The organism is Paenibacillus sp. RC334 (assembly GCF_030034735.1).
Taxonomy (GTDB): Bacteria; Bacillota; Bacilli; order Paenibacillales; family Paenibacillaceae; genus Paenibacillus; species Paenibacillus terrae_A.
Map to the genome: position 1 here is coordinate 3,173,959 of NZ_CP125370.1, position 14,609 is coordinate 3,188,567.

The 14,609-nt window shown below is 46.4% G+C and carries 12 protein-coding genes; 8 read left to right on the plus strand and 4 right to left on the minus strand.

The annotated features are described in order from the left end of the window. Positions 1 to 43: 43 nt before the first annotated feature. The 4 genes from QMK20_RS14455 to leuC all read right to left on the minus strand — a co-directional run bounded on the left by QMK20_RS14455 (position 44) and on the right by leuC (position 5,707). The gene (locus tag QMK20_RS14455) at positions 44 to 1,543 is read right to left on the minus strand and encodes an N-acetylmuramoyl-L-alanine amidase family protein (protein ID WP_283652175.1); all 1,500 of its coding nucleotides are present in this window, start codon (positions 1,541 to 1,543) and stop codon (positions 44 to 46) included. A gap of 314 nt (positions 1,544 to 1,857) precedes the next feature. Continuing rightward, positions 1,858 to 3,432, minus strand: a complete 1,575-nt coding sequence (locus QMK20_RS14460) for an N-acetylmuramoyl-L-alanine amidase family protein (RefSeq protein ID WP_283652176.1) — start codon at positions 3,430 to 3,432, stop codon at positions 1,858 to 1,860. 226 nt (positions 3,433 to 3,658) lie between these two features. After that, on the minus strand, positions 3,659 to 4,261 hold the full coding sequence (gene leuD / locus QMK20_RS14465) for a 3-isopropylmalate dehydratase small subunit (RefSeq protein WP_283652177.1): 603 nt from the start codon (positions 4,259 to 4,261) through the stop codon (positions 3,659 to 3,661). 21 nt (positions 4,262 to 4,282) lie between these two features. Continuing rightward, a complete protein-coding gene (leuC, locus tag QMK20_RS14470) occupies positions 4,283 to 5,707 on the minus strand; it encodes a 3-isopropylmalate dehydratase large subunit (RefSeq protein WP_283656283.1) in 1,425 nt (474 codons plus the stop codon). Positions 5,708 to 6,050: 343 nt separating this feature from the next. Here leuC and QMK20_RS14475 point away from each other — a divergent pair, with 343 nt between their 5' ends. The 8 genes from QMK20_RS14475 to QMK20_RS14510 all read left to right on the plus strand — a co-directional run bounded on the left by QMK20_RS14475 (position 6,051) and on the right by QMK20_RS14510 (position 14,602). Further along, positions 6,051 to 7,043: a copper amine oxidase N-terminal domain-containing protein gene (locus QMK20_RS14475; protein ID WP_283652178.1), complete on the plus strand. Its 993-nt coding sequence runs from the start codon at positions 6,051 to 6,053 to the stop codon at positions 7,041 to 7,043. A gap of 392 nt (positions 7,044 to 7,435) precedes the next feature. Then, positions 7,436 to 8,416, plus strand: a complete 981-nt coding sequence (locus tag QMK20_RS14480) for an aldo/keto reductase (RefSeq protein WP_044647564.1) — start codon at positions 7,436 to 7,438, stop codon at positions 8,414 to 8,416. A gap of 98 nt (positions 8,417 to 8,514) precedes the next feature. Next, positions 8,515 to 8,901, plus strand: coding sequence for a MerR family transcriptional regulator (locus QMK20_RS14485; protein WP_283652179.1), 387 nt, complete (start codon positions 8,515 to 8,517; stop codon positions 8,899 to 8,901). 151 nt (positions 8,902 to 9,052) lie between these two features. Continuing rightward, positions 9,053 to 9,433 carry a VOC family protein gene (locus tag QMK20_RS14490; RefSeq protein WP_283652180.1) on the plus strand — a complete coding sequence of 127 codons (381 nt, stop codon included), beginning with the start codon at positions 9,053 to 9,055 and terminating at the stop codon, positions 9,431 to 9,433. Positions 9,434 to 9,656: 223 nt separating this feature from the next. Next, positions 9,657 to 10,148 (plus strand): DUF2294 domain-containing protein, encoded by a 492-nt coding sequence (locus QMK20_RS14495; protein ID WP_283652181.1) that lies wholly within the window; start codon positions 9,657 to 9,659, stop codon positions 10,146 to 10,148. Between the two features lie 129 nt (positions 10,149 to 10,277). Next, positions 10,278 to 12,440 (plus strand): formate dehydrogenase subunit alpha, encoded by a 2,163-nt coding sequence (fdhF, locus tag QMK20_RS14500; RefSeq protein ID WP_283652182.1) that lies wholly within the window; start codon positions 10,278 to 10,280, stop codon positions 12,438 to 12,440. Next, the gene (locus QMK20_RS14505; protein WP_283652183.1) at positions 12,437 to 13,066 is read left to right on the plus strand and encodes a 4Fe-4S dicluster domain-containing protein; all 630 of its coding nucleotides are present in this window, start codon (positions 12,437 to 12,439) and stop codon (positions 13,064 to 13,066) included. Before fdhF ends, QMK20_RS14505 begins: the two co-directional genes overlap by 4 nt. 33 nt (positions 13,067 to 13,099) lie before the next feature. Continuing rightward, on the plus strand, positions 13,100 to 14,602 hold the full coding sequence (locus QMK20_RS14510; protein ID WP_283652184.1) for a [FeFe] hydrogenase, group A: 1,503 nt from the start codon (positions 13,100 to 13,102) through the stop codon (positions 14,600 to 14,602). Positions 14,603 to 14,609 lie beyond the last annotated feature (7 nt).

Sequence of the window (14,609 nt, forward strand, 5' to 3'; positions counted from 1 at the left end):
GTCCCCCTCCTTGCTTGACGTTGGCAAGCGATTTGTTGAAGATTTATTTTACACCAAGATACTCTGTGATGCCATCTGCAATCCCTTGAGCTACCCGGTTTTGGAAATCTTCATCAAACAGTGTGGCTTCCTCTTTCGCATTACTGAGATATCCTACCTCAAGCAAAACAGCAGGCATCGTCGTTTCCCGAATGACATGGAAATTGCCATAACGAATGCCCCGGTCTGTTAAACCTGTCGCTGGTGCAAAGTACTTATGCATGACGTCCGCGAACGCTTTGCTTGCACTACGCTGGTAATACGTCTCTGTACCGTTGGAAGCCGAGCTGCCGCTGCTGTTGGCGTGAATGGACACGAATACGTTGGCATTGAGATTTTCAGCCACTTTTACGCGTTGTTTAAGCTCCAAAAACGTATCATCGCTGCGTGTCAACACAACCTCAAGATTAGGGTTCTGCTTCAAAATGCTTTCTACCTTCAGAGCCATAGCCAAGTTGAAGGTCTTTTCGTAATTTTTTCTAGAAATCCCAACGGCTCCGGAATCCTTCGCTCCATGACCGGCATCAATAACAACGACTTTTTTGCCATTGCTGTTAACTGGTGAGGTCTGTGTACCATCCGGCTGTGAACCATCTGGTAAGGTAGCGTCAGGTGTTGTATTCACTGAATCCTTCGATGCCAGATCGACGATAACACGACTCGAGCCGTCATTGTATGCGGTATAATTCATGACATGCTTCAGATCAATAACAACACGAACCGTTGAAGGTTCCTTTTGGAATAAAGCATAACGGATACCGGATACATCCGCTTCATCCTGAATATCCAGTGAACCATTCTGGCTGCTGTCCAGCTTTTGCTGGGCCCCAAAGTTGTCAGCAAAAGCCGTAGCCGGCAAATCCACAACTACTCGATCAGGGGCAGTCATTGTAAATGCTTTTGGCTTCACTGCACCCGTAGTCGTAATGGTTAAGCGGTTTTGACTGAAACTGATTCCCTGTACCTGCATTACACCTGAACTGGCATTATTCGTTGGTAAAGTTACACTTCCAGTATCTGTGCTGCTATTCCCGGATTTAGGAGGAGTAAATTCCCCGTTTCCCGACCCGCTGCTGCGGGTATATAATTTTACGGACTTGGAGCTACTGTCCCATTTTACGTCCAGTCCCATTTGCTCGCCGATAAAGCGAAGCGGTACAAGGGCATAATTGGAACGCAGCAGAGGCGAAGCATCCAGACTAATGTCGCTTCCATTGACAGTCGCCGTCTTGCTTCCGATTATCATTCGGATCGAGGTACTGTCCTTCTCAATCGTTATGGTTCGCGCCTGCTGCTTCCATGTCACGTCATAACCTAAATTTTCAGAAATTACGCGTAGCGGAACCATTGTACTTCCACCAATCACTTGTGCCTTAGCACCGCTCGGGACACTTAACTGTTGATCGTCGAGATAGATTTGTGTTCCACTCGAAGCCGCATGTCCATAACCCGGAACCGCCCACATGAAGACAAATAATAACAACAAAAAACCAAATTTCTTCATTCGTCACCCTTCCATTCATAATTTTTTTGCCACATGCTCCGGTGCGGCGACCTGATATACGCGCTTATGTAATATCAGACAACCTTTTAGACGTTATTCCACACCAAAAGTTGCGAATATATTCCATCATAACAGAAATATACGTGCCAAAGAACTAGTTTTGTCGAATTTTAGCTAAAAATATAGTTCATTCGCTTTGCGGCTAAGGTCATTGATCGGATTACAAAAAAAAGCTGCTTTCTCCCTAAACATGGATAGGGATAAAAAGCAGCTTTGGGATGAGTTTCATACGATCTCATTTAAAATTTTCAAAATTATGAGTTGATAGAATCACTCGTGTCGTTGACCGTCACAGTCCCCAGATATTCCTTTAGACCGTCCACAATCCCTTCCGCAATCCTTTCCTGTGTTTCTTCCGAGAACATGGCTGCTTCATCAGACAGATTGCTAAGGTAGCCACATTCCAGCAACACGGCTGGCATTTGGGCCTTTCTCGTCACGATATGATTCGCCACCTTAATCCCGTTATCCTTAAATCCGGTTGCTGCCACAAGATGCTTATGCATCGTCGTTGCTAGCCCCAGACTTCCCTGACGTGCATAGTAGGTTTCAGAACCGTTGGCTTTTCCTTTATTGGAGGGGAGCATACTGTTTCCATGGATCGAAACAAATACGCTTGCATTCTGATCGTTTGCAAGCTGGGGGCGTTCATCCAGTGTAGGATACGTATCTCCATCCCGGGTCATGACTACCTGAATATCAGGATCGTTTTGCAAGAGCTGCTTGACCTTTAACCCTACAGCCAGTGCAAACTCCTTTTCATGTCTTCCAGTGATACTGCCTGCTCCGGGATCTCTGCCACCATGCCCTGGATCAATGACGACTATTTTCCGTCCGCCGCTGTTGGTTGGTGTCACAGCCTGATCAACACTGCGTTCACGCAAGAGTGTGATTTCACCTGTGCCGTTAGTTGAAAGCTCGTAATCACGTACCTGGTTTAAAGCAATTACAATGCGGACGCCGCCCTTTTGTCCATCGGCGGGAGCAAACCTGACTTCCTGCACATCCTCGCTGTCAATATTCGTCAGCACTCGTAATCCATCGCTACGAAGCGGAAACTGCTGAGAAATTTCCGACGTAAGCACAGCTTCTGCCAGATCTACAACAATGCGATCAGGTCCCGTCATCTTGGTCACTTTGGGCGTTACATCCCTGTTCAATGAAATCTGTAATGCCTCATCTTGAAAGGTAATGTTTTGTACTAGTAGTGTATTTGCTTGTAGCTGTTCTGTATCCTGCTGCTTGGATGATGCGAGTTCGTCCTGTGTAAGCTTGTCTGATCCAGTCAGCTTTGTAGTCGTTGTTGTTGACGAAGACGTTTTTTGTGTACTCGTGATCTGTGTCTGCGTTTGTGATGTTTTTTGGGATGGAGACTGTTTTTCTGTCTGCTGGTCTGTCACCTTTTGACTGAGATTTACGGATTTATTTTTATTATTCCAATCTACCTTCAGCCCCATTTGCTCCCCGACAAAACGTAACGGAACCATGGTGGAGTTGCCACGCAGCACAGGAGGTGCGTCCAAATTGACCGTTTGTCCATTCACATCAGCCGATGTACGGCCCACATACATGGACATATCCGTGCTGTTTTTTTGGATTGAGATTTTATAGGCTTGTGGTTCCCATTTAAATTGATATCCAAGTTGTTCACCAACCACTCGAAGCGGAACCATGACTTTTCCATTGACCATCTCAGGCTTGGCATCTGCGGGCGCTTCTATCCTTTTTCCATCTAAAAACAACTCTGCTCCAGCCGCATTCACATGAGAGGAGGACGGCCACAACCAAATTAAGATAGCCGCCAGTATCAACCAACTATATTTCTTCATCCTCATTCCCCTAACTTAGATATGTATTTTTTTGTGCTACTGCATAGGCATAGTCCTTCAGGCATTTTACATTTACCATACCATGCTGAGTCGAACCGTCAACCCCTTATTTACCAATTTATCTTATGAACATGACAAAAGCCCGCAGGCAAAAGGATTGCCAGTACGGGCTTTTTGTCCAACAAACCAGTTCACTTTATCGCTACAAACTCATACTGAGCTGGAATTATGCGCCTTGCTTCGCAGCACGCTTCTGTTCATAAGCCAGAATTTCAGCCTCATGCTGGAGCGTCAAGCCAATGTCATCCAAACCTTGCAGCAAAAATTGACGGCGATGCTCATCCAGATCAAAATCAATATGCAGACCATAATCGTCGGTAATTGTTTTTTCGTTCAGGTCTACGTTCAATTGGTAGTTATCATGCTTCGCTGTGCGTTGAAACAAATCCTCTACTTGCTCCTCAGACAACTTGATCGGTAAAATAGCATTTTTAAAACAGTTATTATAGAAGATATCCGCATAAGACGGTGCAATTACGCAGCGAAATCCATAGTCCATGATCGCCCACGGCGCATGCTCACGGGAGGAGCCGCAGCCAAAGTTGGCACGAGAGATCAGAACAGATGCTCCTGCATAGCGAGGTTTATTCGGTTCAAAATCAGGATTTATATTTCCTTCCTCATCAAAACGCCACTCGTAAAACAGAAACTGTCCAAAACCTGTGCGCTCGATTCGTTTCAAAAACTGCTTGGGGATAATAGCATCTGTATCTACGTTCACCCGATCCACAGGTGCTACAATCCCTTTTAAAGTTGTGAATGCTTCCATTGTAAATTCCTCCTCCGTATCCTAGTGGACTACTGCTTCCTGCTTGAACTTCCAGTCCCGTACATCGACAAAATGTCCATGAATCGCCGCAGCGGCTGCCATTGCCGGAGATACGAGGTGAGTACGCCCTCCACGTCCTTGACGACCTTCAAAGTTACGGTTAGAAGTCGACGCACAGCGCTGTCCCGGTTGAAGTACATCCGGATTCATGGCAAGACACATACTGCATCCCGCTTCACGCCACTCAAATCCTGCTTCCTTGAAAATGACGTCCAGTCCTTCTTCCTCGGCCTGAATTTTCACACGTCCTGAGCCCGGTACGACGATTGCCGTTACTTTGTCAGATACCTGGTAGCCCTTGGCAACCTCGGCAGCAGCGCGCAAGTCTTCAATCCGCCCGTTTGTGCATGAACCGATAAACACATAATCAATCGCAATATCCGTGATCGGTGTGCCTGGCTTCAAATCCATATATTCAAGCGCTTTTTCAGCAGCTTTACGTTCGTTTTCTGTCGGCAATTCTGCCGGAATCGGTACTGTGGCAGAGATATCTGTACCCATGCCCGGGCTAGTCCCCCAGGTTACTTGTGGAATCAAAGCATCCACATCAAACTCTAGCACGACATCAAACTCAGCGCCTTCATCTGTAACAAGCTCTTTCCACTCAGCAACCGCCTGCTCGAAAGCAGCTCCTTGCGCTACATGTTGACGTCCACGCAAGTAGTTAAAGGTTGTTTCATCCGGCGCAATCATACCCGCTCTGGCTCCGCCTTCAATGGACATGTTGCACACGGTCATGCGCTCTTCCATGCTCAATTTGCGGATGGATTCACCTGTATACTCAATAACATAACCGGTAGCGAAATCCGTGCCGTATTTGGCGATGACACCCAAAATCATATCCTTTGCTGTCACACCCGGCTTGCGGCGGCCCACAAAGCGGACTTCCATTGTTTTTGCTTTAGCTTGCTGGAGACATTGCGTTGCCATTACGTGCTCTACTTCGCTGGTTCCGATACCAAAAGCGAGCGCTCCGAACGCGCCATGTGTGGAGGTGTGACTGTCACCACAAACAATTGTTTTACCCGGGTGAGTCAGACCGAGCTCCGGCCCCATAACGTGAACGACACCTTGATCAATCGTATCCAGATCATACAGTGTGACACCGAAATCACGGCAATTTTGAGTCAAAGTATCAATCTGCTGCTTGGAAATCGGGTCCGTAATATTGTAACGATCCTTCGTCGGTACGTTATGATCCATCGTCGCAAACGTAAGCTCTGGACGACGCACCTTGCGTCCGCTCAGACGAAGCCCCTCAAACGCCTGCGGCGAGGTCACCTCATGTACTAGATGAAGGTCAATGTACAAAATACTCGGCTTTCCCTCTTCCTGATAGATGACATGGTTATCCCAAATTTTCTCGAACATGGTCTTTTTGCTCATCATAATTCACCCCTGTGTTTTTCGAACCTATTGTAGAGAAGTCTGTACGGCTTTCTCTTGGATGTCAACAATATACCACGGCATGCTTGATTGATCCAAGATATGATATCTATAGAAGTGATAGGTTAAGGCTATAAGGCGGGTTAAGGCAACATGGGATAGATATTGGTATAAATACGCCATGAACATTTCCCAACGAGACAGCTTTACTTCACATCTGCTCTGCTTGTGTTTATTGAGGTAACAACGTGTACAAATCATAAACAGAACATATGTTCTGTTCAAGAAATTTACAGATAGAAAAATATTCCTAGGTCTGATAGACTACTTGTAAAATGGGAGTTTGCAAAATCCTGAAATATTAAAAGAGGAGATTATTATGAAGCGCCTTCTTACTTTATTGTTAATTTTTGTTGTCTATTTTGGAACGATTCCAACAATACATGCGAATCCGTCGAATTATCGTATTTTTTTGGATGGAAAGATTGTGACACTTCAATCTGCCCCTCGCATTGAAAGTAACACCCTTATGGTTCCAGTTGTCCCGTTGTTAAAAAAATTAGGCTATACAGCTGCTGTAGATCCCGATATTCCTGATCGTGTAAAAATAACAAATTCGAATAATTCGATTACCTTTGTGATTGGTGCTAAAAATATTTATATCAACGGAAAAGAAATTCGTATGCCTATTAGCTCTAAATCATACAATGGAGTAACTTACCTTCCTATGCGCGCAATTTCGCAAGCGCTCAGGAAACCATTTGGCAGTAACCCTACAGAACAGTACGCCTGGATTGGAGCTGCACCTAGTAAAAACCAAAACATTCCCCCAGAATTGCAAGGGAAAGATTTTAGAAATGCTGTATGGGGTATGACAGTTCAGCAAATTAAAAGGTCCGAGACACTGCCTCTCATCAATGCTGTCACTGAATTGGATGATTACGGCATGAGTAATATGTACTATACTTATTTGGACTACAAAGGTGAATACAACGGGTACAAAGCAGTTTACACTTATATCCTATCCGGGAAGAATAAAAACAGCACTAAACTGATTGACGGACAGATTTTATTTCCTGAAAAATTTAGTAACATGCAAAACTATATAGATCGTTTCTTTAAAATTAGTTCTAAAATGCAATTGGCATACGGTGCACCCGTTGAAACGGAGCGACCACGAGGAAGAGATCAGAGTAAATGGGCGGAAGACCTGTCTTTAGGTAATCTCTCATTAACCGATTACTACAATGTCGGTCGAAATTCTTATTATATCCGATTGTACAAAAGTATGAATTCTGAATATCCTCAATTGGATATTTTGGTGTCTCAAAGATAATATTAAATTTTTTTCTGAGAATCAGTACGACAGTGTAATTGATTTTATCAAATACTTCGAAGATCGCTATAGAACTGACTAAACAAAAAGCTCTGCCGACCCATTAAGGTCAGCAGAGCTTTTACTATTTCACTATAAACCTTACCTTTTTTCCATCAGCATAATAACTTGTACCGAGAAAATAGTTGCCAGCAAAAATACGATGTTAACTTCTGGGTTCGTAGACCATTTCGTCAACAGATCGGCCGATTTTCAATGCACTGCGTAGTAAAAAAATCGCTTGACTTGGAGTTAACTCCAAATGTAATAATATCGGATGTAAGTAGGTGAAGAGTAATCGGAGTAAGCTACATTTGAAGGAAACAATACCTAGGAAAGTGAGGAACAATCAAATGGAATATGTGAAACTTGGAAATACCGGCTTGGATGTATCCCGGCTTTGTCTTGGCTGTATGGGCTTTGGTGTTGCAGAGCGGTGGATTCATCCTTGGATACTTGATGAAGAACGCAGTCGTCCAATTATAAAAAAAGCCCTGGAGCTTGGTATCAATTTTTTTGATACTGCGAATGTATATTCAGACGGAACAAGCGAGGAAATTGTTGGGCGGGCTTTAAAGGATTATGCGAATCGAGATGAAATTGTCCTCGCGACGAAGGTTCATTTCCGTATGCATCAAGGTCCAAACGGTGCGGGACTTTCCCGAAAGGCAATCATGAGTGAAATAGATAAAAGCCTTAAGAGACTGGGAACAGATTATGTGGATCTGTACCAAATTCACCGCTGGGATTATAATACTCCCATCGAAGAGACGATGGAAGCATTACATGATGTTGTGAAGGCCGGGAAGGCAAGATATATTGGTGCTTCTGCCATGTACGCATGGCAATTTCTGAAGGCGTTACATGTAGCTGAGAAAAATGGATGGACCCGGTTTGTATCGATGCAGAATCATTTAAACCTCTTATATCGTGAAGAGGAGCGGGAGATGCTGCCGCTTTGTAAGGAAGAAAAAATCGGTGTGGTTCCATACAGCCCTCTTGCAGGAGGAAGATTGACGCGTGATGCGCAGGAAACAACACATCGTTCCGAAACCGATCAAGTTGCGAAATCTAAATATGATGCGACTGCACATACCGATCGATTGATCGTGGATCAGGTTGCGGCAATCGCAGAACAACGTGGAGTTCCCCGTGTCCAAATCGCACTTGCCTGGTTGCTGCAGAAAGAACCGGTAACAGCTCCCATTATCGGTGCTACGAAAACGTCTCATCTCGAAGATGCGGTAGCTGCGCTCTCGATTACGTTAACACCTGAAGAAATTGCGTTGCTGGAAGAGCCGTATGTTCCTCATCCGGTAATTGGAGCCCAGTAAATTTTGATGCGATGACAGTTTTGATATAAGAAACGACAAGAACGCCCTATCCATTTACTTGGGGCGTTCTTGTGCTAAAATCGGGAGGTGAAATCTGCATGTTGATAGCAGAAGTAAGTAAAAAATTTGATCTATCACAGGATACACTCCGCTATTATGAACGCATCGGACTTATTCCACGTGTGAACCGCAATAAAAGCGGAATCAGGGATTATACGGAAGAAGACTGCAGGTGGGTTGAATACATCAAATGTATGCGAGCCGTAGGTCTTCCAGTTGAAATTTTGATTGAGTATGTTGGGTTGTTTCAACAGGGTGATGAAACCATGGATGCTAGAAAAGAACTCCTAATCGAGCAACGTAAGCAGCTCATAACAAGAATGGAAGACATGAAGAACGTGTTGGAACGCATGGATTATAAAATTGCAAGATATGAACAGACAATATTTGAAAAAGAAAAAACACTAAATAGACCACAAGATTAGTTTTGTGAATGACAATGGGGGAATCATACCACAAGTCAGCTCTGTCTATAGTAGTAATATTGGCGTCTGGTTCAGTAAAGAAACTTGTGCCTATAGTAAGGATTAGGATCATCGAGTTGGGTAATTACTTATACAAAGGAGTGAAAAATCAATGATTAGTAAAGTCGGTCAAATTATGTTGTATGTAAATAACCAAGATGAGTCACTGGATTTTTGGACAGGAAAAGTAGGATTTAATGTAATTTCAGAAGAAAATAATGGTCAAGGAATGAGATGGATTGAAATTGCTCCTGAAAAGGGTGAAGAAACAAGTATCATTCTCCATAATAAGGAATTCGTTGCTAAAATGTCACCTGAATTAAATCTCGGTACACCTTCTTTAATGTTTTTTTCGGAAAATCTCGATCAATTACATGGCGACTTATCCAATAAAAATGTCAAAGTCGGAGAAATTGTAAATATGCCTTCCGGCAGAGTATTTAACTTTGCAGACAATGAAGAAAATTACTTTGCTGTAATGGAAAAAAAGTAAATTACGATAAAAATGGGATAACGATCAGTCATCCCACCTTTATAAAAGAGTAAAAGCCCTCCGTTTAAGAGGGCTTTTTCATATATGCTGGCCGCAAACTAAAGTCATTCGATTGACCTCACTAACCTCCAATCAAGTCCACTCCAACCTCATCTATGTAAAATTATGGCTTAGTGTAATGAATTTCACATCTTTCCGGGTCAACCTGTTCTACCATAGAAGAGTGATACGCCGTGCTGGGCAGACCACTTTGGGCGGGACGGGTGCGTTCTGCTGTAAATCAGCTACACAGGCTGTCTGGCATGTGCGGCAAGCACGCTTTTATTTTGATTCGAAGCGGAGTGTCCAGATGTTGAATATCGAATGGGAATACCGTGAGCGCATCAGGAAGCTGGCCGTATGCATTGTCAAGCATTACCGAGGAAAAGGACCGGACAATGTCAAGGTTTCACTGGATTCGCCGCTCCGGATTACGGTAGAAATTTGGGGCACCTTGTCCAATCTCTCCGAAATTTTGGTTCATGAAGGGGCTGGCGAAAAGGTCAAAGAATATTGGAACGTCCTTCGTCCTTATCTGGAAAAGGAATTTATGAGCGAAGCTGAAAAAACACTTGGCAGTCCCTTCACTTACACTTGGGAAGTCTACCCCTCCGTCCATGGAGACGGACATATTATCATTACTCTTGAATTACAACACATACACCGGTTGGATTAGCGGGAAGGAGCTTGTCTCCTCGCCTGCGGATAAGCCAGTACAGGATGCAGCGTGAAGCGGCATTTTTGTATTGGCTTTTTTTCATGTTACGAGCTTCATCTATTTCATATAAAAAGAGGTGCTGCACACATGGCAGACAAGGTATTGACCGTATGTCCCTACTGCGGAAGCGGTTGTCAGCTTCATTTGCTGGTGGACAAGGGACAGGTAATTGGCGCAGAGCCGGCTGGTGGTCGTACAAACGAAGGAACATTGTGTCTGAAAGGACATTATGGATGGGATTTTCTGAATGACCCGCAAATTCTAACCGCACGCTTGCGCAAGCCCCTGATTCGAAAAAATGGAGTCATGGAGGAAGTGGAGTGGGAAGAAGCCATCCAGTATACCGCTGAACGCCTTTTAGCAATCAAGGAAAAATACGGACCAGATTCCATTATGGGAACAGGCTCCGCACGTGGTCCGGGAAACGAAGCGAATTATGTCATGCAAAAGTTCATGCGGGCGGTCATTGGCACGAACAATATTGACCATTGCGCTCGTGTATGCCATGGCCCTTCTGTGGCTGGTTTGACATACTCACTCGGGGACGGAGCCATGTCCAACTCAATTCCAGAAATTGAACACTCTGATCTTATTTTCGTGTTTGGGTATAATGCACCCGAAACACATCCGATCGTCGCAAGACGCATTGTAGCTGCCAAGCAAAAAGGTGCCAAAATTATTGTATGCGATCCGCGCATGACTGAAACTGGACGCATTTCAGATATGTGGCTACCTCTAAAAGGCGGTTCGAACATGGCTTTGGTGAATGCTTTTGGTCATGTGCTTGTACATGAAGGACTGTACGACAAACGATATGTGGAAGCAAACACAGAAGGCTTTGCCGAATACGTAGAAAGCATTAAAAAATATACGCCTGAATATGCAGAAGGCATTACGGGGGTCAAGGCGGCTGACATTCGAGCAGCTATGAGGGAATATGCAAAGGCCCCTACCGCTACAATTCTGTATGGAATGGGCGTATGTCAATTTTCACAGGCCGTTGACGTGGTAAAGGGACTCGCTTCTCTTGCACTGTTGACCGGAAATCTGGGCAAGCCGAATGTGGGGATTGGGCCTGTGCGGGGGCAAAACAATGTCCAGGGCTCCTGCGACATGGGCGCATTGCCGAATGTATATCCTGGTTATCAGGAAGTAACGGATAGCACGGTTCGCAAAAAGTTTGAAAAAGCATACGGTGTTGAGCTGCCGCGTAAAAAAGGATATCCCCTTACGGAGGTGCCACACCTCATCCTGAAGGAGAACAAGCTGAAAGCTTATTATATTTTCGGCGAGGACCCTGTACAAAGCGATCCGAACGCCGCCGAGTTACGTGAAGCGCTAGACCAATTGGAATTTGTCGTGGTGCAGGATATTTTCATGAATAAAACGGCGCTGCACGCCGATGTCATCCTCCCTTCTACCTCCTGGGGCGAACATGATGGTGTGTATTCCTCGGCAGACCGCGGCTTTCAGCGCATTCGCAAAGCGGTCGAGCCACAAGGTGACGTAAAGCCGGACTGGGCCATTATTAGCGAAGTTTCTACCGCCATGGGCTACCCTATGTCCTATGCAAACACAGAGGAAATTTGGGATGAAATGCGTAGCCTCTGCCCGTTATTCGCTGGTGCCAGCTACCAAAAAATGGAGGAACAAGGTGGCGTACAGTGGCCCTGCCCTACAGAGGATCATCCAGGCACACCGTATTTGTACAAAGGTAATCAATTTTCCACTCCTAATGGCAAAGGCCGATTATTTGCCTGCGAATGGCGTCCGCCGCAAGAACAGCCGGATGCGAAATTCCCGCTTGTCTTATCTACAGTCCGTGAAGTGGGGCATTATTCCGTACGCACCATGACCGGTAACTGCCGTGCGCTGCGCCAGTTAGCTGATGAACCGGGCTTTATACAAATTAGTCCGGAAGATGGAATCGATCTGAATATTCTCGATGGCGAAATTGTCGCCATATCCTCCCGTCGTGGACGCATTATGGCACGAGCGCAGATTAGTGACCGTGTGCAACAAGGCGCGACCTATATGACCTATCACTGGTGGGTTGGAGCATGTAACGAGCTGACCGCTGATTTTCTCGATCCGGTATCTAAGACCCCGGAATTAAAATACTGCGCCATTCGGCTGGAACGGATCGCCGACCAAACACAGGCCGAGCGTGATGTACATGAATCGTACCAACGGATTCGCAGACAGATGAACGTCCAGGAAGCTGTTTTGGCGGATAAGGTGACGAGATGAGCGGGACACGAAACGCGCTGAGTCGTCCGATGAGTAGAATGGGAGCAGCCGATAGAACAAGCGCTGTCGCCTCTTCCTTTGTGGTCGCAGATGCCGGGCACTGTATCGGCTGCAAAGCCTGCGAGCTGGCGTGCTTCGCCGTTCACAGTCAAACTAACGGCATAGGCGCTTCGGTCGGAACCGTCAGCGTGCCTGTCGTACCTAAGGTGTATGTTGTACGCGCCGGGGATACGTATGTGCCTGTGCAATGCCGGCATTGTGAGAATGCGCCCTGCGCACATGCCTGTCCGGTTCAGGCCATTCGACAGGAGAACGGTGTGGTTATGATTGATGAGGAGCTGTGCATCAGCTGTACCTCTTGTGTTTTGGCCTGTCCCTTCGGGGCCATTGAGGTATCTACCGTCTACCGGGAAGGACGCGTCATGACGCAGCCCGGCTTGACTGATCGTGCCGCTCACAAGGCTCTCCCCCGGACTGCCGCAGGCAAATGCGACCTCTGCGCAGACACAAACGGAGGACAGCCTGCCTGTGTAGAAGCCTGTCCAAACGATGTACTACGGCTGGCTATAGTCGAGTCCGATCCGCTTCCCGAGCGTCGGCGGGAAGTCTTCTTCCCTCGCCTGTAAGGCCAAAATCAGCCGCAGAAAGGTAGAAAAAAGATGTCCATAACAACTAACAATGCCTCTTCGGCTCCTTGTATGGAGACGACGGATTACACCAACCCCATTATTCATATTGATCCCAGTATGTGTACCGGGTGCAGACGCTGTGCAGGGGTTTGTCCGGTAGATGCCATAGAAGGACAGCCCGGAGAGCCGCAAACCGTGAACGCAGACCGCTGCGTGATCTGTGGCCAATGTGTACAAATATGCAGCGTATACGCATCCGATTGGGCAGGTTCATCCCCACAGGAAGCCGCCAGCAGACGACAGGAGCGCTTGCGTGAGCGCGATATGCCTGCTGACATCGGAGAACCGCTATTCGCTGCCTATTATAGCGGTAGCCTGAATAAGGTAACCGACATGATGACGAAACCGGGACAGTTTCGGATCGTCCAATGTGCTCCAGCCATTCGCGTTTCAATCGCAGAGGAATTTGGTATGCCATTTGGCACGCTCACACCAGGTAAAATGGCTGCGGCCCTGCGCCGTCTTGGCTTTGATCGGGTATATGACACCAACTTTGGAGCTGATGTCACCATTATGGAGGAAGGCACCGAGCTGATTCGTCGTGTAACCGAAGGTGGGCCGCTACCGATGTTTACCTCCTGCTGTCCGGCATGGGTTCGATTCGCCGAGATTGAATATCCCGATCTTTTGGACCATCTATCCAGCTGCAAATCCCCTATGCAAATGCTAGGCTCGCTGGTCAAAACCTATGGTGCCCAACTGGACGAGGTGGAACCTGCGAACATTTATAGCGTCGCAATCATGCCTTGTACCTGCAAGCAATTCGAATGTGATCGTCCTGAAATGGAATCCGACGGGTACCGTGACGTGGATGAGGTACTGACAACGCGTGAACTGGCATACTGGATCAAGAAAAGCGGCATTGATTTTATGAATCTGCCAGATGAAGAATTCGATTCACCGCTAGGACGTTATTCAGGAGCAGGGTCCATTTTTGGTGTAACCGGAGGCGTTATGGAAGCCGCCATCCGTACAGGCTACGAGCTGCTGACGAATGAAAAGCTACCGAAGCTCCAACTGGATTTTGTACGCGGTGAGGAAGGCATTCGAGTCGCTGAGGTTCAGGTGGGTGAGCTGGAACTCAAGGTAGCGGTCGTCGCGGGGCTGCAACATGCCTATGGGCTGCTGGATCGTGTGCAGGCAGGCGAATGTGATTATCATTTTATTGAGGTAATGGGCTGTCCTGCCGGATGTATTAGCGGAGGCGGTCAACCCAAGCTCATGCTGGAAAAACACCGGATTGAAGCTTACCGGGCACGCAAATCCTCTATTTATGGACATGATGCGGGGCTTCAGGTGCGAAAATCACATGAAAACCCTCACATTATTAAGCTGTACGATGAATTTTTAGGTGAGCCGCTTGGTCATGTTTCGCATCATCTGCTGCACACGACCTTCCAAAAGCGCGGACCAGGCAAGCAAAGTCGTAGCTGTGATGCTCCCGCTAAAGAGACAGGTAGCTCCATTCATTAGCACGTTA